Origin of the sequence: Exiguobacterium sp. s75, assembly GCF_018617145.1 — a bacterium.
GTDB lineage: Bacteria > Bacillota > Bacilli > Exiguobacteriales > Exiguobacteriaceae > Exiguobacterium > Exiguobacterium profundum.
Genome location: NZ_JACSJQ010000001.1, coordinates 1,808,451 through 1,831,219 on the forward strand (window position 1 = coordinate 1,808,451; position 22,769 = coordinate 1,831,219).

25 protein-coding genes are annotated in these 22,769 nt (G+C 49.3%); 2 read left to right on the forward strand and 23 right to left on the reverse strand.

Annotated features, from left to right (window positions below):
* Nucleotides 1-71: 71 nt before the first annotated feature.
* The 7 genes from KNO68_RS09235 to glyA form a co-directional block, all read right to left on the reverse strand.
* Nucleotides 72-1,283: a hypothetical protein gene (locus KNO68_RS09235; RefSeq protein ID WP_215112370.1), complete on the reverse strand. Its 1,212-nt coding sequence runs from the start codon at nt 1,281-1,283 to the stop codon at nt 72-74.
* 204 nt (nt 1,284-1,487) lie between these two features.
* Entirely contained in the window at nt 1,488-2,186 is a 699-nt protein-coding gene (locus KNO68_RS09240; protein ID WP_078147664.1) for a hypothetical protein, read from the reverse strand.
* A 108-nt stretch (nt 2,187-2,294) separates the two neighbouring features.
* Complete coding sequence (locus tag KNO68_RS09245; protein ID WP_214730235.1) at nt 2,295-3,530, reverse strand: sensor histidine kinase; 1,236 nt, start codon at nt 3,528-3,530, stop codon at nt 2,295-2,297.
* A gap of 3 nt (nt 3,531-3,533) precedes the next feature.
* Nucleotides 3,534-4,211, reverse strand: coding sequence for a response regulator transcription factor (locus tag KNO68_RS09250; RefSeq protein WP_211782232.1), 678 nt, complete (start codon nt 4,209-4,211; stop codon nt 3,534-3,536).
* A gap of 65 nt (nt 4,212-4,276) precedes the next feature.
* Nucleotides 4,277-4,525, reverse strand: a complete 249-nt coding sequence (locus KNO68_RS09255) for a hypothetical protein (protein WP_214686029.1) — start codon at nt 4,523-4,525, stop codon at nt 4,277-4,279.
* A 100-nt stretch (nt 4,526-4,625) separates the two neighbouring features.
* On the reverse strand, nt 4,626-5,573 hold the full coding sequence (locus KNO68_RS09260) for a hypothetical protein (RefSeq protein WP_214730234.1): 948 nt from the start codon (nt 5,571-5,573) through the stop codon (nt 4,626-4,628).
* Between the two features lie 4 nt (nt 5,574-5,577).
* Nucleotides 5,578-6,831: a serine hydroxymethyltransferase gene (glyA, locus tag KNO68_RS09265; protein WP_031422243.1), complete on the reverse strand. Its 1,254-nt coding sequence runs from the start codon at nt 6,829-6,831 to the stop codon at nt 5,578-5,580.
* A 131-nt stretch (nt 6,832-6,962) separates the two neighbouring features.
* Between glyA and KNO68_RS09270 the strand changes: the two genes are divergently transcribed.
* Entirely contained in the window at nt 6,963-7,748 is a 786-nt protein-coding gene (locus KNO68_RS09270; protein ID WP_214734523.1) for an alpha/beta hydrolase, read from the forward strand.
* A 53-nt stretch (nt 7,749-7,801) separates the two neighbouring features.
* On the opposite strand, the gene KNO68_RS09275 is transcribed toward KNO68_RS09270, so the two are convergent.
* The 10 genes from KNO68_RS09275 to rho all read right to left on the reverse strand — a co-directional run bounded on the left by KNO68_RS09275 (nt 7,802) and on the right by rho (nt 16,013).
* Nucleotides 7,802-8,335 carry a TIGR01440 family protein gene (locus tag KNO68_RS09275; protein WP_201302252.1) on the reverse strand — a complete coding sequence of 178 codons (534 nt, stop codon included), beginning with the start codon at nt 8,333-8,335 and terminating at the stop codon, nt 7,802-7,804.
* A gap of 5 nt (nt 8,336-8,340) precedes the next feature.
* Nucleotides 8,341-8,781: a ribose 5-phosphate isomerase B gene (gene rpiB / locus KNO68_RS09280; RefSeq protein ID WP_012727380.1), complete on the reverse strand. Its 441-nt coding sequence runs from the start codon at nt 8,779-8,781 to the stop codon at nt 8,341-8,343.
* Between the two features lie 4 nt (nt 8,782-8,785).
* On the reverse strand, nt 8,786-9,286 hold the full coding sequence (locus KNO68_RS09285; RefSeq protein WP_012727381.1) for a low molecular weight protein arginine phosphatase: 501 nt from the start codon (nt 9,284-9,286) through the stop codon (nt 8,786-8,788).
* Nucleotides 9,287-9,307: 21 nt separating this feature from the next.
* Nucleotides 9,308-10,318 (reverse strand): L-threonylcarbamoyladenylate synthase, encoded by a 1,011-nt coding sequence (locus KNO68_RS09290; RefSeq protein ID WP_214686016.1) that lies wholly within the window; start codon nt 10,316-10,318, stop codon nt 9,308-9,310.
* The gene (prmC, locus tag KNO68_RS09295) at nt 10,299-11,156 is read right to left on the reverse strand and encodes a peptide chain release factor N(5)-glutamine methyltransferase (RefSeq protein ID WP_214730675.1); all 858 of its coding nucleotides are present in this window, start codon (nt 11,154-11,156) and stop codon (nt 10,299-10,301) included. Before prmC ends, KNO68_RS09290 begins: the two co-directional genes overlap by 20 nt.
* Complete coding sequence (prfA, locus tag KNO68_RS09300) at nt 11,156-12,226, reverse strand: peptide chain release factor 1 (protein WP_031422224.1); 1,071 nt, start codon at nt 12,224-12,226, stop codon at nt 11,156-11,158. The genes prmC and prfA overlap by 1 nt, the downstream gene beginning before the upstream one ends.
* A gap of 83 nt (nt 12,227-12,309) precedes the next feature.
* Nucleotides 12,310-12,921, reverse strand: coding sequence for a thymidine kinase (locus tag KNO68_RS09305; RefSeq protein WP_214686014.1), 612 nt, complete (start codon nt 12,919-12,921; stop codon nt 12,310-12,312).
* Nucleotides 12,922-13,027: 106 nt separating this feature from the next.
* A complete protein-coding gene (locus KNO68_RS09310) occupies nt 13,028-14,251 on the reverse strand; it encodes a cation:proton antiporter (RefSeq protein ID WP_214686013.1) in 1,224 nt (407 codons plus the stop codon).
* A 99-nt stretch (nt 14,252-14,350) separates the two neighbouring features.
* The gene (locus KNO68_RS09315; RefSeq protein ID WP_012727387.1) at nt 14,351-14,593 is read right to left on the reverse strand and encodes a type B 50S ribosomal protein L31; all 243 of its coding nucleotides are present in this window, start codon (nt 14,591-14,593) and stop codon (nt 14,351-14,353) included.
* A gap of 82 nt (nt 14,594-14,675) precedes the next feature.
* Nucleotides 14,676-16,013, reverse strand: coding sequence for a transcription termination factor Rho (rho, locus tag KNO68_RS09320; RefSeq protein WP_012727388.1), 1,338 nt, complete (start codon nt 16,011-16,013; stop codon nt 14,676-14,678).
* Between the two features lie 382 nt (nt 16,014-16,395).
* Here rho and KNO68_RS09325 point away from each other — a divergent pair, with 382 nt between their 5' ends.
* Nucleotides 16,396-17,091: a C40 family peptidase gene (locus tag KNO68_RS09325; RefSeq protein WP_159562984.1), complete on the forward strand. Its 696-nt coding sequence runs from the start codon at nt 16,396-16,398 to the stop codon at nt 17,089-17,091.
* A 39-nt stretch (nt 17,092-17,130) separates the two neighbouring features.
* Here KNO68_RS09325 and KNO68_RS09330 read toward each other — a convergent pair whose 3' ends face one another.
* From KNO68_RS09330 to KNO68_RS09355, 6 genes are all read right to left on the reverse strand, one after another.
* A complete protein-coding gene (locus tag KNO68_RS09330) occupies nt 17,131-17,901 on the reverse strand; it encodes an ABC transporter permease (protein WP_214686011.1) in 771 nt (256 codons plus the stop codon).
* A complete protein-coding gene (locus KNO68_RS09335; RefSeq protein WP_078147675.1) occupies nt 17,891-18,817 on the reverse strand; it encodes an ATP-binding cassette domain-containing protein in 927 nt (308 codons plus the stop codon). The genes KNO68_RS09330 and KNO68_RS09335 overlap by 11 nt, the downstream gene beginning before the upstream one ends.
* Before the next feature lie 87 nt (nt 18,818-18,904).
* The gene (gene glpX / locus KNO68_RS09340; RefSeq protein ID WP_031422214.1) at nt 18,905-19,876 is read right to left on the reverse strand and encodes a class II fructose-bisphosphatase; all 972 of its coding nucleotides are present in this window, start codon (nt 19,874-19,876) and stop codon (nt 18,905-18,907) included.
* A gap of 14 nt (nt 19,877-19,890) precedes the next feature.
* A complete protein-coding gene (gene murA, locus KNO68_RS09345) occupies nt 19,891-21,147 on the reverse strand; it encodes a UDP-N-acetylglucosamine 1-carboxyvinyltransferase (RefSeq protein ID WP_215112371.1) in 1,257 nt (418 codons plus the stop codon).
* Nucleotides 21,148-21,174: 27 nt separating this feature from the next.
* Complete coding sequence (gene fsa / locus KNO68_RS09350) at nt 21,175-21,825, reverse strand: fructose-6-phosphate aldolase (RefSeq protein WP_078147677.1); 651 nt, start codon at nt 21,823-21,825, stop codon at nt 21,175-21,177.
* A gap of 74 nt (nt 21,826-21,899) precedes the next feature.
* Nucleotides 21,900-22,730, reverse strand: coding sequence for a hypothetical protein (locus tag KNO68_RS09355; protein WP_215112372.1), 831 nt, complete (start codon nt 22,728-22,730; stop codon nt 21,900-21,902).
* Between the last annotated feature and the right edge of the window lie 39 nt (nt 22,731-22,769).

Below are 22,769 nucleotides of genomic sequence, written 5' to 3' on the forward strand. Positions count from 1 at the left end.
TCGAGCATTGTACCCTAAGTCTGTTGAGATGGGTAGAGCCAACTTCTAATTTTTCAAAGGTCAGACGCCATTTATAGCTGATTGATTTGGAAATAGTCATTGGCCGGAAGTTCATACGATTGTGATGTGTGTTGATTGACTAAATAGAGTTCTGTTTCCGTTTTCCATACATCAAAGGATTGCTCGGTCAATTCTTCATACAGATGCAAGTCTCCGATTTTGACAGCTGTAGACGTTTTTTCATGCGGCTGAATATGAGACAAGGCGTCAAACAACTCTTGCGTTTTTGGTCCGTCTAGCCAGATTGTATCTTGATCCGATTCAAAAACGGCCAAGCGCGTTTCCCCTTCGGCGGGGCGAGTGGACATCTTGTTTGTCACAGGACGGCGGACATGTCCCCAAATTTCAAGGACCGTTCCATATGTTTTCGATAACGATAACGACGTCTCTTCAGCCACATCCCCTTCAATCGGTCGGTCCGATAAGATGATGCGTTTCATGAGTTCGCGATGATTTCCCTTTAGTGAAATCTCTTCTTTCGGATCGACTTTCATATAAGGAGCCTCATATATATTCGGTAGGACGAGTTGTTTGAGCGAGGACGCCTCTCCGATTTGTAGGGTGAGACGATCATCGGCCCGCCTCGTCAAGAAGACATACCCTTCATTTTCTCCGCTTTGAAACGGGTATAGTTTTGGTTCAATGATTGGGTCAAGTGTGCGTCCGTTTCGAATCGTCTCGAACGTCACATAGATTGCCCCCGTATCTGGCGTCTTATAACGAAAAACTGAATCGGATATCACTTCTTCATGCGTCTCGTTCAAGTTGAACGTACTGGTCACCGCTTTAAGTTCGTCGATACGCTCAAACTCAATCGTCGAAACTACGTTCGACTCTTGAAACCGCTCTGGCTCAAGCGCTTCATACGCTTGAATGGGCTCCACAGCAAATGTTCGCTCCATCAACTCATTGCTGTTCGCACAAGTGAGGTACCGTTCATCTCCCGCTGCAAAATATTTCACTGTTTTGGAGCCGAGTACTTCATAGAGCGGATGATGAAACGTCACTTCCGCCACCATGGCTCGTCGCTCGGGCAAGACATCTGTCGGACGACGCTCACAGTATGTAAGCAGTTTCTCTTGTGTTTGTTTCGTTAATAGTATCTCAGGATCTTGCTCGACTCGATAGGAAGACAAAGGACGTAATTCGATTGCGTTCAACGTCTCGGCACCACATCCACTCAACAAGATACAACTGAGTAAGATTCCCCAATACGTACGCATTGATGTCCCTCCTCATTCCCAATTAGGTGGAAACCACCTAAATTTTTCTTGTACATCATAACATATAACCTATTTTTGTGATGATTTCAGAATTATTACGTTTCTGATGATTTGATAAAAGCGGTCCAATCCATTTTATGCCTCAACGTCTAGCCACAAAAAAAGAACTAATCCATCAAAAGATTAGTCCTTTTCGTTACACCATCAGTCGTTTTCTCGCTCATCTTCAGGTGAGTCATCTTGAGATGAGTCGTCCTGCGAAGAATCATCTTGTTCATTCTGGTCGTCCTCCGATTCACGGTCGACTTCAATGACCGCCCCATCTTGATTTAGTTCAAGTTTGACAAAGTCGCCGACACGCGGGGTGTCATCATCGATTTCAGAACGTGCGGCAAGTGGATATACGTTGTCTTTCCCATCGATCTTAATCGTGACTTCTTGATTTGTGAGTTTGACGAGCGTGCCGTAAATATACGCATCATCATCACCACTCTCACGGTCCACTTCCTTCACTTCATCATCTCGGTTCAATTCGAGTTTTACCCGGTCACCCACTTGCGGTGTATCGTCATCGATTTCATGTGTCGCCGCTAAAGGGTATGTCGACTCTTTTCCGTTGAAGCTGATGGTGACATCTTCTTTCGATAACTTCACGAGCGTCCCGTATAGTTTATAGTCGTCTCCATCTCCCACTCGCGCTGCTGACGAATCATCTGATGCGCTACTTGAGCCATCCGATGTAGCAGGGTCATCTGGGTTGTCCGTCGATCGATCGTCACTCGCTTGATTGATTGCTTGTGGAACAATGACCGTATCCGTCTGATTCCCGTTTACGTAAAATCCAATTCCAACAATTGCCATGACAGCTAATAATGCGCCGATAATCCAACCGATGCGTTTCATGTTTGTTTCCTCCTCATGATGTGTTCTTCTTATTTTCATCATAAGCCTCTTCCGTGAGAGCATATTTAAGGCTTCATTAGAAGTTGATGAGAAAATGCGAAATATTCATCATCGAGTCAGGAAAAATATACTGCCATCCGGATGATTCGATCTACTTCCTATCGTCCACTCATTCAAGTCCGCCACTTCTTTCGCAATCGCGAGACCAAGACCGCTCCCACTGCGATCGCGCGCTTCATCTAATCGGTAGAATCGATCGAACAGCCGATTCCTCACATCATCCGTTAGAACGGGTCCTCGATCGCGTACCTCAATTCGATCACTCTTCAAATGAAGGCTCGTCTCTTCCGCATACTTCAAACTATTGTCTAATAGGATGACAAGAATCCGCTGTAACGACTCACGATGACCAAACCAGCTTCCTGTAGCTTCAATAGGTAAATGGACGCCGTGCGACCGCAAAAAACGTTCCCCTATTGATTCCCCAAGTTCAGCTAAATCGATTTCTTCTCGCTCTACCTGTTCGAGTGCAGCAAATCGATTCAATTCGAGCATCGGTTCAATCAAATCATGTCGCATTTGACGCGACTCCGTTAAAATATGGTCAATCGCTTCGGCACGTACACTCTCATCTTCTTGTCCCCACCGTTGCAATAACTTCGCATAGCCCTCGATGACGGTCAACGGTGTCTTGAGTTCATGTGAAACATCGGCGACGAAACGACGTTGTTGCTCCATCGTCCCTTCGACTCGCTCGATCATATGATTAAATCCGTCCGAAAGAGTCGTCACTTCATCCTTTCGGTCAGCCACTTCGATTGTCTCTAACTTACCGGACTCCGTGATCCGTTCCATCGTTTCTGTCAATCGGCGTAACGGTGACAGACCTTGACGTAAAATCCACCACGTCCCGAGGAACGTCAAGAGAACGGCAAGGAAGAACATGACGAGAAAAATGGTTGCGAGCGCTTGAATCGTATTGCTCACATCTCGATCCTGAAAGCCGAACGCTAGTCCATCCGTCGTCGCGACCACAAACCAATCATCGATGAGGGCCGGTTCCCCGTAATTGATGGGAAACGTCGTTCCGTCTGGCACTTCTCCTGCGATGATTCCCCATTCGCCGTTTTCTTGACGTTCTAACACGACACTGTCCTCATGAAGCGACAATACCGCATCGCTATTCCGGACATCTTCTTCCAAGAGATTCAACGCCTGCAGTAACACGTCAAAACGCGAATCGACAATTTCCTGTCTGGCGACGAACCAGGTCACGCCAAAGGAGACGAGAAGAAGCAACAGCATAAACCCTGTCATCGCCCACGCAATCTTTGTTCGTAGCATCGGTCACTCACCACGCTTCAACATATAGCCGACACCGCGAACCGTTTGAATCCAAGAGCCGGTCAATTTTTTCCTGACGTATCGGACATACACGTCCACGACGTTCGTATCCCCATAATAGTCGAATCCCCACACGTGTTCGACGAGTTGGTCACGCGTCAAAACTCGCTCCGGATTCTCTAAAAAGAAAACCAACAAGTCAAACTCACGTCGAGTCAACTCTACTTTCTTTCCGTCACAATATACTTCATGACGATTCACGTCGACAGTCAATGTCTCATATGTCAACACCTGTTCGGAATGGTCTTGACGAACAAGCTGGCGCATTCGTAAAAATGCCCGAATCCGTGCGAGCACTTCTTCTATTTCAAATGGTTTTGTGATGTAATCATCTGCGCCAAGATCGAGTCCACTCACTTTATCGTATCGATCGCCACGGGCCGTCACCATCAGAACGGGTAACAAAGGTCGCTCTTCTTTCAGACGACGGACCACCTCGAGTCCACTCATTTGAGGTAACATCACGTCAAGCAACACGAGGTCGACATCGTCAGCGAGAGCTCGTTCCAAACCGGTACGACCGTCTGTCGCCACCATGACCGCATATCCCGCATGCTTCAATTCCAACTCCAGTAATCGCGCAATCTTCGAATCATCTTCTACGACGAGAATCGTCTGCATCCTGCTCACTCCTTTGAAAAAACGCCGAGCGGTTCGCTCGACGTACCGTTATTCATTTCCCGAATTCAATCCGCAAAAAACAGACGAACGCCTTCCGGAATGGCTTGCTCGATTCGTCTTTCTAAATCATCTTCCCATTCATCCCACTTCGTATCGACTTGTTCCATCTGCTGTTCGACTTGCAGCGCCGCTAGCGATAGTTGCGACAGGCTAGCTTGTCCAGGTGAAGTGAAGAATAAAAATCCGGCAAGTCCGATTCCCATAAGTCCGATCGCCAATAAAGTTGTTCCAATGGTTTTCATTACACGTTTCATACACGCATCCCTCCTACCTCAAATCATACGACAGGAAAACGAGAAATCGTGGTGTACTTCATTAGAATTTCATGAGAAAAGGCGCTACTCATGTAGCACCTTACTCTTCGAGCACGGACTTCGCAATCGGTGCCCAATACGTCCCTTCCATCTCTGAAACGGTCGTCAATGTTTCACGATAAGCCGGGTCATTCGCTTTTTTCTCGGCAATCCCTTTCATCCAAAGGACATCCGCCTTATAACCGGATTCCGGATACGACTCGAGATAAGCCGCATAGTCCGCAATGTCTGCTTGTCCTAACTTATTGTCGACAAGAAGTCGATAAAATCCAACTGCTTGTTCTTGTCCGACTTTCGCGTTCCCGTCTAATAGGCGGTCGGCTTTTTCATACTGTTTGTCTTGGACGAGTGATTCTACCTCAGCCAGCGGTACGACATCCGTTGAGGTGTCCGGTGCTTCTTCAGTCGATTCCTCTGGCTTCTGTTCGTCCGAATCTTGAAGTTTCTCATTCTCTTCTTCGAGTCGGGCGACTTCTGCCTCGAGTTCTTCAAGACGTTCCGCGAGCGCTTCTTCTTCTGTCACCGTCTCGACAACGACTTCGTCCGGTTCGTCCGGCGTGACGACCGGCGGTTCGGAATCTGGCCAAAATACGAGCGCTACAGCTGCAAGACCAACGACAAGCGGGAGTCCGAGCCATTTCTTATCGAACTTGAACGCCTGTCGCCATTCGGCTAAATCCGAATGTTGGATGACAGCCGACGAGAACGAACGAAAGCGGCGCTTGGCCGCTTTTTTTCCGTTCGCCTTCACTTCTAGCGCAAGACCTAGTCGATGGAAAGCAGCAGGCACTTTCATCCCGAGGAGCGGCACGATTCGTTCGCTCGCTTCTTCATAATAGCCATGGTCGAGGAGCGTCGTGATGACACCGAACTCACTGGCGACAAGACGGAAAGAAGGATCGTATTCCCCTTTACGAGCCAACCATTCTGTCATATCGAACAATGGAAGTTCGGATAGCTCTCGTTCTGCTAGTGTCCGAATATCCATTGACTCAGCCTCGTTCAGGGTAAAGCGGGAACTTCGCCGTTAACGATCGCACGTCTTGAAGTGCTTCCGCGATTACCGCCTCGTCTTCATGTTGTTTGAGCACACGCCCGATGAGACGTGCCACTTCTTTCATATCCGCTTCTTTGAAACCACGAGTCGTCATCGCAGCCGTTCCAAGACGGATTCCGCTTGTGACAAACGGTGATGCCGGGTCGAATGGAATCGTGTTTTTATTGACCGTGATTCCTGCTGCATCCAATGCATGCTCAGCTGCTTTACCTGTGATGTCGATTCCTCGAAGATCGACGAGCAAGAGGTGATTGTCCGTTCCGCCCGATACGATTCGAAGTCCCTCTTCTTCAAGGCCTGCCGCAAGTGCTTGTGCATTCGCAATGACTTGACGTTGGTAATCTTTGAATTCCGGTTGGAGTGCCTCACCGAACGCGACCGCTTTTGCCGCGATGACGTGCATGAGCGGTCCTCCTTGAATCCCTGGGAAAATCGACTTATCGATCGCTTTGGCGAACTCTTCTTTACAAAGAATCATCCCTCCACGTGGTCCACGGAGCGTCTTGTGCGTCGTCGTCGTGACGAAATGCGCATGTTCGACCGGGTTCGGATGCAGACCTGCTGCCACGAGTCCGGCGATGTGCGCCATATCGACCATAAGATAAGCATCGACACTGTCCGCGATCTCACGGAACTTCGCGAAGTCGATTGTACGTGGATATGCCGATGCTCCCGCAACAATCAATTTCGGCTTATGTTCCTTCGCAAGTGCAGCGACGACGTCGTAATCGATGTGTTCTGTCTCTTTGTCTACACCATATTCGACGAAGTTATATTGCACACCTGAGAAGTTGACCGGGCTACCGTGCGTCAAGTGACCACCATGAGACAAGTTCATTCCGAGAACCGTATCTCCTGCTTCAAGCACCGTGAAGTAGACCGCCATGTTCGCTTGTGCACCCGAGTGTGGTTGTACGTTCGCATGTTCTGCACCGAACAATTCTTTCGCACGGTCACGCGCCAAGTTCTCAGCAACGTCGACAAACTCACAGCCACCGTAATAGCGGCGTCCCGGATATCCTTCGGCATATTTGTTCGTCAATACGCCTCCTTGCGCTTCCATGACCGCTTCTGAAACAAAGTTTTCTGAAGCGATGAGTTCGATGTTGTCGCGCTGACGACCGAGCTCGTGTTGCATTGCCTCAAATAATTCCGCATCCTGCACTTTCAACTTCGTCGTGTTTACCATGTGAAGACCCCCTCTAAATGTCTAAAAATCAACACCCCCATCGTACCACATGCTTGTTTTTTTGGGTATCGCAATAATCTGATGAAAAGTTGGGTATCATTAATAAGAATGTAACTGTGAGGAGGCCACTTATGATTGAGACAAAAGAACTGACGATCACACCGTTCGAACGGACACGAACGGTCCGAATCTACACACCTGCCGACTATGAGACGTCCGAAAAACGATATCCGGTCCTCTACATGCACGACGGACAAAACTGTTTTGCTGACGAGGATGCGAGCTACAACATGAGCTGGCGCGTCGGTGAATATTTAGACGCCTCGAAGCGTGACTTGATTGTCGTCGCCCTCGATAGTGCACCAGGCGAACAACGACTCGATGAGTATGGACCATGGGAAAACCCTTATATCGGGGAGAGCTTGCTCGGTCGTGACATCGTGCTCGGCGGGCAAGGTTCCGCCTATATCGAATACATCGCGCAGGAATTGAAACCTCAAATCGATGCCGACTATCGGACGATCCCGGAAGCGACAGCGATGATGGGGAGTTCGATGGGTGGACTCATCTCGGTGTATGCCGCCTGTGTGTATCCAGACATCTTCAAGCGCGTCGCTTCCCTGTCCTCTGCATTTTGGTTCAACCAAACCGAGCTGGAACAATTGATTGAAGCGAGCGATTTGAAGGGCGTCGAGCGTCTTTACTTGGACGTCGGCGCAAAAGAAGTCGAGGAACCGATCGAAAATGGACCGACGAACGAGATGTATCGTGAGTCGAGCGAACGCGTGTACAACTTGTTAAAAGACAAGGTCGAACACATCCGATTCGAAGTGATTGAAGAAGGAGTTCACAACGAGCTCGCCTGGCGTGAGCGTTTCCCGATGGTCATCTCCTATCTTTTTGGAGAAGATTTATAATTTGAACAAAAAAGCATCGCATTCGGTCGAAAAACCTAAATGCGATGCTTTCTTCATTTATTTGGATACTGAGCCCGTGGCCCACCAATCAGTTTCGGTCTCGTGACTGCGAACGTGACGTACGCCTCTCCGAGATGCTTCGATGATAACCGAACCGGTATCGCGACCGGTTTCAAATGCATCCCAATCAATGTCGAGCCGATATCAATCCCGGCATCTGCTTGAATCGATTCGACGACACATGGTTCATCAAAGTTGGCATAAGCCTTCTCTGACATCGCTCCGCCCGCGGACCGGATCGGGACGACCGTCACTTCTGTGAGACCGAACTGTTTGAGTGTCCGGCGCTCAACGGTGAGGGCACGATTGATATGCTCACACCCTTGAAACGCCAAATGGACACCTGTCTTCTTTCTAAATTCAAGGAATGCTTCCATCAATTCGCTTGCGACATCAATGGAACCTGCCTTCCCAATCGTTTTTCCGAGCACTTCACTCGTCGAGCATCCGATGACGAGAATGCGCTCATCATTCAAAGGAAACCGTTCGTGAAGCTCCGTCAAAAATCCGAGAAGTTCCGTCTTCATTTGACTCACTTCGATTCGTAAGCACTCATCTTGTCGACACGGTTTGAATGGCGACCGCCTTCAAAGTCCGTATCGAGCCACGTCGTCACCAAGTCGAGTGCAAGACCAGGTCCGATGACACGCTCGCCCATCGTCATGATGTTCGAATCGTTATGCTGACGTGTCGCTTTCGCGCTGAATGAGTCATGGACGAGTGCGGCACGAATCCCTTTGACTTTGTTCGCCGCAATCCCGATTCCGATTCCCGTACCGCAAATCAAAATCCCACGATCGAATTCACCTGCCGCTACCGCTTCTGCGACCGGGATGGCCACATCCGGGTAGTCAATCGAGTCCGCTGAGTGCGTCCCGAAATCTTTATACTCATGTCCGAGTTCCTCAAGCAAGGCTACGATTTCTTTCTTCAAGTTGAAGCCGCCATGATCAGCGCCAATTGCAATTTTCATTCGTTCATTCCCCCGTCTTCTTTGGTAGGCGTCTCGGTGGTTTCGTCACCTTTGACCCATCATTCGTTAATTTTAACACAAGTCGATTCACGAGTGGTTCGAGCTCGTTTCGCACCTGGCGATACACATTCATCGAACCGCCGAACGGATCGTTGATGTCCCGTTCGAGCCCCGTCACGAATTCATAGAGCGTGTACGTCCGCTCAGACAAATCCGGGTATGTATCCCGAATTTGTTCACGGTGTGCGCGTGTCATCGTCAAGATGATATCCGCCCAATTCCCTAACACCTCATCGAACGTCTGGGTGACATGATCGAGCTCAATCCCACGTTCTCTGAGAACTTGCAGTGCATTTTCAGAAGCATCGAATCCTTGCATCGTCCGTAGACCGGCTGAGCGAATATCAAACTCGTCCCCGGTCATCTTCGAACGGAGCAAGGCCATCGCCATCGGGCTTCGGCACGTGTTGCCACTACATATGAATAATACGCGTTTCATTGACATCGCGTGTCCTCCTCTATGTCTTTAGGCATCTTTCGTCGGGTGCACAACCTTTCCGCCCGCCGCTTTGTATAAACGGTTATAGACGGCTAATGCGACTCCGACCGGTTCAATCGTGTTCACATAAATCTCATCCACGTCTGTTTCATCAAATCGACGAAGCGCATCGTATAAGCGTTGTGCCGCCACTTCCATCGAGGTCCCAAGTGAATGCGTGACCTCAGCCGGTGTCGGGTTTTCGTCGAAGACGAGGGCACCGATTCGCAACCCCGCTTGCTTCCGTTCCTCGATGACACGCTCCAGATCTTCACGTGTGCCATCGACTAAAAAAACAGGTGCTGTCGGAGCATAGTGCGTGTATTTCATTCCCGGCGATCGTGGCGCGGCTTCATCGTTACTCAAATTGGCATCTAAGGCGACCGGTCCGATGACGGCTTCCATTTCTTCTCGCGTCACACCACCTGGTCGTAAAATCGTTACCGTGTCACCCGTACAATCCACAACGGTTGACTCGACTCCGATTCCGGTAGGACCTCCATCCACGATTCCTGCGATTCGTCCGTCCAAGTCATCCGCGACGTGTTGAGCGGTCGTCGGCGACGGTCGTCCGGAACGATTCGCACTCGGAGCCGCAAGTCCTAACCCTGACTTGCGAATCAACTCGAGTGCTGCCGGATGGTTCGGCATCCGGAGCCCGATGGAATCGAGGCCCGCGGTCACGAGCGAAGAAGCTCGTCCGTTTGAAGGCAAGATGATCGTCAAAGCGCCTGGCCAAAACGCATCCATCAAGCGTTTGGCAACAGGAGGAATCGAATCGACAAACAAACTCGTTTGTTCGATTGAAGCGATATGGACGATGAGCGGGTTATCCGACGGACGACCTTTTGCCTCAAAAATCTTTCGAATTGCCACATCGTTCATGGCATCTCCAGCGAGACCATAGACGGTTTCTGTCGGCATGGCGATGATTTCACCCGCTTGAAGAAGACGTACCCCCTCTTCAATCTCATTCGAATTAATCCATTTCGTTTCCATACGCAATCCCTTCCCTTACGGCATAGACGATACGGTCCTTGCCGTTTATATCTTTTAAAATACCCGTTTCTGCTTCAGGATAACGTTCAGACAGTAATGATTTCACATCTTGTCCTTGGTTATACCCGATTTCAAACGCAATCAAATGCCAATCGGCACGTAAGACGCGCACCGAATCCGCAATCAATTGCCGATACATGTCGAGCCCATCTTTCCCTCCAAAGAGGGCAAGATGCGGTTCGTAGCCGACGACCGTCTCATCCAACAATTCATCCGCCTCGATATAGGGCGGATTTGATACGAGGACGCGAATCGAGTGGTCCGCAATCGGGGCGAGCCCGTCGCCTTCATAAAATCGTACATTCGCACCAAGAGCGGTCGCATTCCGCTTTGCAACCGTTATTGCTTCCGGAGAAATATCAACGGTTTGCACGCGTACTCCGAGCTCAAGGCTCAACGTGATTGCGATTGCTCCGCTTCCCGTTCCGACATCGACAATCTCATCATCCTTCACGTGACGAAGTTGCCCAAGTACCCAATCAATCAATTCTTCTGTTTCTGGTCTCGGAATCAACACGTCCCGGTTCACTTCAAACGAACGCCCGTAAAAGGGAGCATGTCCGATCACGTGCTGTACCGGTTCTCCCATCAGTAAACGCTCGATTCCCGCCTCGAAACGTGCCGCTTCATCTGAGGACAATTCATCCGACAAACGAACGAGGAGACCCGTGCGGTCGACTTGTAGCACATGCATGAACCACCACTCGGCAGCCGCACGATCGCGCCCAGCTTCAACTAGCCGTTCTTCCGTCTGTTTAAGTAGCGCGGCAATCCGCATCATTCCGCATCCTCCATCAGACGTGCCTGTTCGTCCATGATGAGTGCGTCGATAATATCTTCGAGTTCGCCTGCTAGGACACGGTCCAACTTCTGAAGGGTCAAGCCGATCCGATGATCTGTGACACGACTTTGCGGGAAGTTATACGTGCGAATCCGTTCGGAACGGTCACCTGTTCCGACAGCCGATTTACGCTGTGCCGATAATTCTTCCATATGTTCGCTTTGCATCTTGTCATAGAGACGTGCCCGAAGGACTTTCATCGCCTTGTCTTTATTTTTATGTTGCGACTTCTCATCCTGGCACGATACGACGAGTCCTGACGGGATGTGTGTCAAACGGACAGCCGATTGCGTCGTGTTGACCGATTGCCCCCCTGGACCAGATGAAGTGAACGTATCGACCCGTACGTCCTTCATATCGATGTGCACTTCGACATCCTCCGCCTCTGGGAGAACGGCTACCGTTGCTGTGGACGTATGGATTCGTCCGCCCGATTCCGTCGACGGGACCCGTTGCACACGATGGGCTCCGTTCTCAAACTTGAGCTTTGAATAGGCGCCTGCCCCGTTAATCATGAACGTCACTTCTTTAAATCCACCGAGTTCGGTATAGTTCGCGTCAATCAGTTCCACTTTCCAATTTTGACGTTCAGCAAATCGCGTATACATCTTATACAAATCTCCCGCAAAGAGCGCCGCTTCGTCTCCGCCTGCCGCCCCTCGGACTTCGACGATGACGTTCTTGTCATCGTTCGGGTCTTTTGGAAGCAATAAAATCCGCAGTTTCGCCTCTAGCTCTTTGACTTCTGGCTCGAGGAGGTTCATCTCTTCTTTTGCCAATTCACGCATATCGGCGTCGAGCGTTCGGTCTTCAAGCATCGATTTCGCTTCCTTGAACGCCTGACTTGTCTCTTTATACTGACGATACATCTGTACCGTCTCTTCTAGTTGTGCCTGCTCTTTCGAATATTGTCTCAACTTCGTCGAGTCACTGAGCACCTCAGGATCGGCGAGCATTTCATTCAATTGCATGTAACGATCTTCTAATACACTTAAACGGTCAAACATGATGATCCGTCCTTTCTCCGTCAAATCAAACTCTATCTATTATAGCAAAAAAAACGGACCGCCGAGGGCGGTCCGTCGATTCATCAGTCTACCACAGTATGGCGGACCGGATGTGGTTTATTCGGTACATCATGACAATGTCGGCATCGTGGTTCGTAAGACTCGGAAGCCCCGACCAAGATGACCGGGTCCTCATACCGAGCCGGCTGCCCGTCAATCAGACGCTGTGTCCGTGAAGCAGGCGCTCCGCATGACAAACAGATTGCCTGTAGTTTCGTCACAAACTCCGCGCGTGACAACAGTTCAGGCATCATCGTGAACGGTTCGCCCCGAAAGTCCATGTCGAGCCCGGCGCAGATGACGCGTTTGTCTTCGTTCGCAAGTTGTTCGATGACGTCCACAATTCCCTCATCAAAGAATTGTACCTCATCAATCGCGATGACCTGTGTTTCTTCACGTACAGCATCATATAAGTCTTGGCTCGATACGATCGGCACGGCCACGACCGAGTTCCCTGTGTGTGAGACGACGTTCTCTTCATGATACCGGTCGTCGATTGCTGGTTTGAACACTTGGACCGGAATCTTTCCATAATGAGCACGGCGGACTCGGCGAATCAATTCCTCCGACTTCCCCGAAAACATACTCCCACAAATCACTTCAATCCAACCATATCGGTTCGTCACATGCATCATTGTTCTTCGCCCTCTCCATCGATAATCGCTTTCCGATTATACCTATCTTTCGAGTTGAGGAAAAGGGTTGACTTCTCCTAAATGCTGATTGAAAGAACTCCGTCCTTTATTCGTCAGCGTTCGCCTCTTTTTGTTCATCGATTAATTTCAATTTACGCGCGAGCGGTCGAATCGTGAGACCGTGCAGTGTGACGGAAATGAAGACGAGACCGAGTGTGAGCGGCAACATTTGTTTCGCATCATCAATCCCGAGATGCGCGACTTCTTCAGCAAAGAATCCAGCGACCGTCATCGCGACAATCCCGCGTGGCGCAATCCAGCCGATGAATCCTCGTTCTGCCAGTGGCAAACCTCCACCGATGGTCGACAAGTAAATCGCAACTGGGCGAACCAAGAACAGAATGCCCGCAATCGTCAAGAGGAGCGGCCATTGGAAAATGTTCAACAGCTCGACCCGGGACAGAGATGCCGTCAACAAGATGAAGACAGACGAGATGAGCAAGATTGAAATATCCTCTTTGAATGACTGCAGTTCTTCGATGATTTCTTCATCCCGATGCTTCGTATTGGCCATCGTCATCCCCATCGCCGTCACGGCGAGCAGCCCGACTTCATGCATCATGAGCTCGCTGAGTGAGAATAAAATGAGGACGGCCGTCAACGTGACCGAAGCACGGAGATAGCGAGGTACTTTTTCTGCCACAAACCATCCCATCAAGAGATGGCCGAACAAGTAACCGAGTCCGATTCCTACGATACAAGCACCTGCGAAGAGGAGTTGCATCCATAAATCCATACCTTCATAAACGATATATCCGAGTCGAACGACGAAGAGTCCGAGTAATGCTCCGACAGGATCGACAATGATGCCTTCCCACTTCAAAATCGCTCCGACCCGATCTTTCAAATGTGCCTGACGTAACAACGGAATGACGACAGTCGGACCCGTCACGACGAAGAGCGCCCCCATCGTCCAGGCAACGACCCAATGTAATCCTCCAACATATTGAATGAGTAGCGACATCCCGACAAACGAGAGCGCGACTCCAATCGTGACAATCCGGACGATCGACCGTCGGAACTGATTGATTTCGCTAAAATGAAGCCCAAGACTTCCTTCAAATAAGATGATGGCGACCGCAAACGAAATGATGGGACTATATAAATCTCCTAATAATTCACGTGGGTCGAACAGCCCAAGGATTGGACCGGCCAATACTCCAGCGAGCGTCATAATGATGATTGCTGGGATTTGATAACGCCATGCCAACCATTGGGACATGATGCCGACCCCGATCAACAAGCTGATACTAATGAGTATAAATTCCATAACGGCCCCCTCACGACAGTCTTTCGTCTCTTTACCCGTGTCGATGCAACAAAAAACCGCCAAGGGCAATCCCTAGGCGGTGAGCATACAACTTTACGATTAACGTTGGTATTTCTTGTTGAAGCGCTCGATACGACCATCTGCAGATGCGAATTTCTGGCGACCTGTGTAGAACGGGTGCGAATCAGAAGATACATCGACACGGATGAGTGGGTACTCGTTTCCATCTTCCATCGTGATTGTCTCGTTAGAGTAACGAGTTGAACCAGTGATGAATTTGAATTCTGTCGTCGAGTCCATGAATACGACTTTACGGTATTCTGGGTGGATTCCTTGTTTCATTGCTTTTCAACTCCTTCGGCCCTAAGTATTCTTTCAACCTAGAGAAAGTTCACTAGAATATAATATCACCCTACTATAGGTTTTACAAGTCTGTTTTCGTTTTTTTCACCGGTCGTCTTTTTTTCTTATCTGCCTCTAGCGCAGCAAAAAAGTCGAGGTTTGTTTTCGTCTCACGGACACGGCGCAAGAACTGTTCGACGAAGTCCGGGGACTCGTTCATCGTACGACGAATCGTCCAGAGCGAATCGAGTTCGTCCTTCCCGAGTAACAACTCTTCTTTCCGTGTTCCCGAGCGACGAATGTCGATTGCTGGGAAGATTCGACGTTCGGCCAATTTCCGGTCTAGGTGCAGCTCCATGTTCCCCGTTCCTTTGAACTCTTCATAGATGACGTCGTCCATTCGCGAGCCAGTATCAACAAGCGCTGTCGCGAGGATCGTCAAGCTGCCCCCATCTTCGATATTCCGCGCCGCTCCGAAGAACTTTTTCGGTTTGTGGAACGCCGCCGGGTCGATCCCCCCCGAGAGCGTCCGTCCGCTCGGTGGAACAGACAGGTTGTACGCACGCGTCAAGCGTGTGATGGAATCGAGCAGGATGACAACGTCTTTCTTATGTTCCACGAGACGCATCGCGCGTTCGAGAACGAGTTCTGAAATACGTGCATGGTTTTCCGGCGTCTCGTCAAAGGTCGAGAACGCCACGTCTGCGTCCGGTACAGAGCGTTGAATATCCGTCACTTCCTCCGGTCGTTCATCGATTAAAAGAATAATCAATTCGACGTTCGGATGATTCGTCGTGATCGAATTCGCAATCTCTTTTAAAAGCGACGTTTTCCCCGCTTTTGGTGGCGCCACAATTAACCCACGTTGGCCAAACCCGACTGGTGCAATCATATCCATGACACGAACCGAAAGATGTGTCGGCTCTGTCTCGAGCACCATCTGTTGTTCTGGATAAATCGGTGTCAATGCCGGGAAATAATCACGCGAACGCGTCGAGTCCGTCGACTCTCCGTTGACAGCTTCCACACTTAACAACCCTTGGAATCGCTCATTCTCTTTTGGTTTACGGACCTTCCCTGTGACGAGGTCTCCGTTTCGAAGATTGAAGCGACGAATTTGCGATGCGGCGATATAAATGTCTTCGGAAGATTGAGAGTAGTTGATTGGTCGGAGGAATCCAAACCCGCCATCATTTTGAGACTGTGGATTCGGTGGAATGATCTCTAAAATGCCTTCGAGGAAATATAAATCTTTTGATTCAGCCTGTGATTTCAAAATACGAAACATGAGCTCACGTTTCCGTGCTTCTCGGAAGTTCGGTACTTTGACTTCTTTGGCAATCTCATATAATTCTTTCAACGTCTTCGTTTCAAGTTCACGAAGTGTATAGTTCTTTGTCGGTTCTGTCTGTTGACTCATTCAAGTCACCTATCTTTCTACATTTCATTACAAGAAGAATTCAACTTGATTCATTTGTTCTGCCATCATCTAACCACATTTTGCCCGTGCCGTCACCGTGCAAAAATCACCTTTTGTTCAATCGTTTCCCTCTTGTACAAATCCTTACACAGTAAAAGATAGTTTTGTAACAAAATAAGTGCTATATCCACATATTGTTTCATTTTTGTTACAAGAAAACACTTTTTTGACTTGCGATTGAAAAATGCTATCGGTCTTGCGCATGATATAGTTTATTTGCACAGGAAACCGGGTATATGCCGCAACTTGTGCTCTACCATTAAAAATTACTCGATTTGTCATATACGAATGTCTTGATTTTAAAAACGGAGGGATTTATACAATGTTAAAGCGTATCGCATCAATCGTCGTCGCTGCCACTGTCGCTTTCTCGGGTCTTATGTTCTCAACAGGTGAACAAGCAGAAGCCGCTACCGGTACATTTGCTTACTCGAAAGTAAACGGTTTGAACATCCGTACTGCCCCGTCACTTACATCATCGAAAGTCGTCGCGAAAATGGATAAAGGTCAACGCTATACATACCTTGGTAAATCCGGTTCGTTCTATAAAATCAACTACAAAGGCACACACCGTTACATCTCAGCTTCTTCAACGTACACATACTTGAAAGCGAACACGTCGACATCAACAACGGTTTCAACGTCATCTTCTAGCAAACGTTCGAAACTCGTCGCTGAATCGAAGAAATATCTCGGAACACCGTATCGCTATGGTGGAACAACAACTTCAGGTTTTGACTGCTCAGGATATACTGGACACGTGTACAAGAAAGCAATCGGAAAAACACTTCCACGTTCTTCACGTCAGCAATACTCAAGCGCGAAGAAAATCTCGAAGTCATCGATCCAAGCAGGCGATCTCGTCTTCTTCTCACATTCAGGCGGAACGATTCAACACGTCGGAATGGCACTTAGCAAAACACAAATGATCAACTCAGAAACAGGCGGCGTTAAATACGCGAGCTTCACTTCTGGATACTGGGCACCACGCTATGTAGGCGCTGGATCATATCTCTAATACAATATCACGACTCGGTTCATCGGAACCGAGTCGTTTTTATTTTTGCTTCAATGCCCCTCTCGCGTTCGTTGCCGCAAAGACGATCATGAGTACACTCATCGTACCCGCGACTGCGAGCCCTGCAGATAAAGCACCCCAGTCAATCTCCGGTTGCGTCAGAACCGCTCGCATCCCTTCGAAAATATACGTGGTTGGATTGAACGTCGCCGCCACTTTCAACCATTCGGCTTCAATCAATTCTTTCGGAACGAACGTCGTCGACAGGAAAATTAAAGGAAAGAACAACAACGTCCCTGCCTGTGCCGCTTGTGCATTTCGTGTCTTCAAGGCGACACCTACTGAATATCCTGCGAAACCAAGTCCAAATCCAATCGCGAGCAGTACTGTGAAGAAGAAACCGATTGCCCCGACTGGAATCGTGAGACCTAGGAGAAACGCGACAGCAAAAATAAGTAGCGTTTGGACGAGTAACTGCAACATCCCCGCAATCATCGGTCCGAGCACAATCGCCGTACGGGTCGCCGGTGTCAACAAGAGCCTTGCGAAATAGCCACTCTCAATATCTCGGACAAGTGCCTGACCCGTGCCTCCCGCTCCCCCGACTGCACCTGAAACAATGGATACGGGTAAGATGAAATTCAAATAGTCGCTCCCTTCGAACTGAGGCAACGAGGCCACGCTCGACAAGCCACTCGTATACACAAGTAAAAAGAATACAGAAATGATCAAGTTCGGGATGAATGAAAACGGATTTCGAATAGTCGTCAGCAAACTCCGTTTCGTGAATAGCCATGTCTCAGTCCACACGGATCTCGCCTCCTTCATACGATTCGCCTGTCACTTTCAAGAATACATCATCGAGCGATGGTTGCTTGACAGTCAATCGTTCAGGCTGCAACCCTTGTTCATCCAAGGAACGAATAATCTCAGTCAACGTCATGTCACGTAACTCAAACGATACATGTGTGCCATTCGAAGATGTATGAAATCGCGTCGCGGCAAGGGTAGCTTCAGATTCTGTAGCGAAGTCCATCGAAATCGTCTCTCCACCGACGAGCTGTTTCAATTCCTCGGCCGTTCCTTCACTCACAATCTTCCCGTGATTGATGATTGCAATCCGGTCAGCCAACTCATCTGCTTCCTCTAAGTATTGGGTCGTTAAAAAAATCGTCGTCCCGAATTCCTCGTTCAATCGGCGTACTTCATTCCAAATTTCGATTCGGCTCGCCGGATCGAGTCCGGTCGTCGGTTCGTCTAAAAACAAGACCGTCGGACGATGGACGAGTGTGAGAGCCAAATCGAGACGTCGTCGCATCCCACCGGAATAGGTACCACTCCGGCGATCGGCCGCATCCGTCAGTGAAACGACTTCGAGTAACTCATCGGCTCGACGTTGCGCCTCTTCATTCGACATCTTAAACAAACGCCCTTGTAAGACAAGGAGCTCTCGTCCCGTCAACACTTTATCGATTCCTGTTTCTTGTAAGGCAACTCCAATCGATAATCGGACATCTTTTTCTTGTTTAACGACATCGAATCCATTGACACGTGCCGCTCCAGATGTCGGTCTCACGAGTGTCGTCAACATTTGCACCGTCGTCGATTTACCCGCACCGTTCGGACCTAAAAACGCAAAGATTTCTCCTTCTTTCACGAAAAATGACACGTCATCGACAGCTGGAACATCCTTGAATGTTTTGACGAGTCCTTCAACCTGAATCATCACACCCACCTCCTGACTATCCATTCCCGTTTTCTGACGCTTTCACCACAAAAAAGTCGTGGACGTTTTCACATCCACGACTTCTGATCATTCTGGTTTCATGACCATTTTTGGTTTTTTCTTAAGTGAGTGGTTCCCTTCGACGAAACGAACGGTACCGGACTTGGCACGCATGACGACCGAATGGGTCTGTCCGCCTTGTGACGTGAATTGGACTCCACGTAACAGCTCACCATCTGTGACGCCGGTCGCCGCAAAGATACAATCTTCACCTTTCACCAAATCATTGAGGAGGAGGATTCGATCCGTATCTTCGATTCCCATGTCATGGCAACGTTGTTTCTGCGCTTCATCTTCCGGGAGCAAACGCCCTTGGAAGTCTCCACCTAAACACTTCATTGCGACTGCAGCGATGACACCTTCTGGCGCCCCGCCTGAACCGAGCAACAAATCGACACCCGTTTTCGGGAAAGCGGTGTTGATGGCCGCGGCGACGTCCCCGTCCGGAATCAATTTGATTCGCGCACCGGTCGCGCGGACACGTTGAATGGTTTCTTCGTGACGGTCCCGATGTAAAATCGTGACGACGACATCTTCCACGTTTTTCTTCTTCGCTTTCGCCACGATTTCAATGTTCTCTTCAATCGAGTTGTCGAGACTGACGAGACCTGCCGCTTCCGGTCCGACGGCAATTTTATCCATGTACATGTCTGGAGCATGAAGGAGATCGCCTGCATCCGCGACCGCGAGAACCGCAAGTGCTCCCCACGTTCCGGTCGCTACGATGTTTGTCCCTTCTAACGGATCGACTGCGACATCGAGACGAGAACCGTAGCCATTTCCGACTTTTTCTCCGATGTATAGCATCGGGGCCTCATCCATCTCCCCTTCACCGATGACGACAATCCCTTTCATCGGAATCGTGTCAAATACGTCGCGCATGGCCGTCGTTGCCGCATCATCCGCTTCGACTTTCAATCCTCGTCCCATCCAACGGGCTGAAGCAAGTGCCGCCGCTTCTGTCACCCGAACCAGTTCCATCGATAAACTTCGTTCCACCCGAAATCTCCCCTTTATACCTCGGTTTGTTCCTCCACCCAAACGAGCGCACCGAGTTGTTTGAATTTGCCGACAAAGTCGACATACGAATCATTCAGTCGTTCCGCATGTAGTAGCGTCGATTCACCAGAAGCTTGGAGCGCTGACAGTACCAGGGCCGCGGCACTCCGTGCATCGGTGCATTCCATCTCTGCGTTCGCCAGCTTATTGCCGCCACGAATCACAGCCGATGCATCCTCCAGTGTAATTTGCGCATTCATCCGTCGCATCTCGGCGATGTGGCGGAATCGTTGCGCATACAATTTATCGGTGACAACACTCGTTCCGTCAGCTTTTAATAAGGCTGCCGTCATCACCGGTTGCAAGTCGCTCGGATACCCCGAGTAATGGAATACCCGAATATCTGTTGGCATGAATTGGTTCGCCGTCACGGTAATTGACTCCTCACCGACCTCGACGTCCGCTCCGAAATCCAACAGTTTTTGAATGACCCCTTCGAGATGTGTCGGAATGACCGGTTGGACGGTCACACGACCGGACACTGCACCGAACATCATGAACGTTCCGGCTTCGAGACGATCTGGAATGAGTGTGTGCGTACAACCGTGGAGGCGTTCCACCCCTTTAATTCGAATCTCATCCGTTCCTGCCCCACTCACATGTGCACCCATCGATGTGAGCATGGTCGCCACATCGACGACTTCCGGATCGCAAGCCGCGTTTTCGATGACCGTCGTCCCTGTCGCTAGAATAGCCGCAAGCATTGCACTCACGGTTGCCCCAAACGACCGCAAGTCCAAGTAAATTCGATTCCCAACAAGTTCATCGACCCGGACATGATAGAGACCTGATTCATTCTCAACATGAATGCCGAGACGTTCCAACGCTTTCAAATGTAAGTCAATCGGCCGTGGACCAATCGCATATCCTCCAGGTAACCCAACCGCCCCTTTTCCAAAGCGAGCCGCGAAGACCCCGAGTAAATAGACAGCGGCACGGACTTTGCGCGTCTCAGAACCGAGGAGAGGCATTGCGACTGCTTCATTCGAATGAATCGTCATTCGTTCGCCATCCCGCTCTACTCGAACCCCTAACTCTTTTAACAAATTGACCATCACTTCCACGTCTTCAATCATCGGAACGTTTTCAATCGTCACCGACTCTTCCGTGAGAAGTGCAGCCACAAGGCAAGGGAGAGCGCTCTGTTTCGCTCCGCTAATCTCGACGGTTCCTTCTAGTTTTTGCTGCCCAACGATATGGAGAATTTCCACGCTGATCAAAACCTTTCTACGACGGACTTATTTGGATTGAGCGTTGTTCCAATCCGCTAAAAACTGCTCAATGCCTTTGTCTGTGAGCGGATGTTTCATCATTTGTTCGATAACTTTGTAAGGGACTGTGGCAATGTCAGCCCCAAGGAGTGCAGCTTTTGTCACGTGAACCGGATGACGCACAGATGCTGCGATAATTTCTGTCTCGATGCCATGGATTGCGAAGATGTTCGCAATGGTCTCAACTAAATCAAGCCCATCTTGTCCGATGTCATCCAAGCGTCCGATGAATGGAGAAACGTATGATGCCCCGGCACGTGCCGCAAGTAAGGCCTGGTTGGCGTTAAAGATGAGCGTGACGTTTGTCTTGATTCCAAGCTCCTTGAACTGTTTTACCGCTTGCATCCCCGCTGGTGTCATCGGTACCTTTACCGTAATATTCGGCGCGATGGCGGCAAGTTCCTTTCCTTCTTCCACCATACCCGACGCATCGAGTGCAATAACTTCGGCGCTGACCGAGAGATCCCCGACGATCTCACAGATTTCACGAAGTCTTGTATGGAAATCGACACCTTCTTTGGCGACGAGCGATGGATTCGTCGTCACGCCTCCAATGACGCCCATTTGATGAGCTTTTTTAATGTCTTCCACATTTGCTGTGTCAATGAAAAAACGCATATGTGTCTCCTCCTTAATTTGTGATCGCTTACAATCTCTATTATGAGGAAAGTCATGTCGAATTGCTATACCCTTTACGTCAACGATGCGATTGCAAGCATCGATCCTACGACAAGGCCAATCCCAGCGAGCGTCCCGAAAAATGACCATTTCATAATTTTACTTTGCTTCACATAGTATGCTTGGTGTGGTCCTTCTTTCAAACGTTCCAATCCGTGGGTTTCAATCCAATTCGTTGCTGCCGTCTGCTCATCTGCCACAAGGTCGCCGGTGTAGACAAATGGAACGATTTCTTCCGGACGACTCAACCGTTCAAATCGCTCACGTCGTGTCGAGATATTCGCACCAATCCAATACAATTCTTTTGGTGTGTAAAATAGCGGAATTCCCTGCTCATGGAAAGATTTTATCCATTGATCAAAGGCAACCAGATCACGTTGATCGAACAAGATTTCCATGGCATCATCTTTTGTCATAATCGATAGCATCGGAGTGTACTCTACCGTAGGCCGACCAATCCGAACCGTCGGAGACGGCTGTGTCTTTCGGACAATCGCCGGGAAGAAGACGATTTGTCGAATCGCTGAGATTGGAAATGATTGCTCGACCGACTCGCCCGGTTCATGTCGATACGTTACACCCTCGATGCTCGTTGCGGTCATTTCGTATCTAGAGTGATTCCGTTCTTTCCAAAATAAACGACGGAATGTGTTCGTAAACCAATACACCCCAAACCCACCGATGGCGACTAAGACTAACAATGGAATAAGCCAAGGTACCGGATAATAATAAATTAAAATGAGTGGGGCGGCGGCTAATGCTAAAGAAAGACCAATCAACACGATTGCTCCATATACATAAAAGATTCGCCAAAACAATTCTGTCGGTCGCTCGTTATAAATCACAAAGACTCCCCCCTTTTTTTCACCATATATGTATACGTT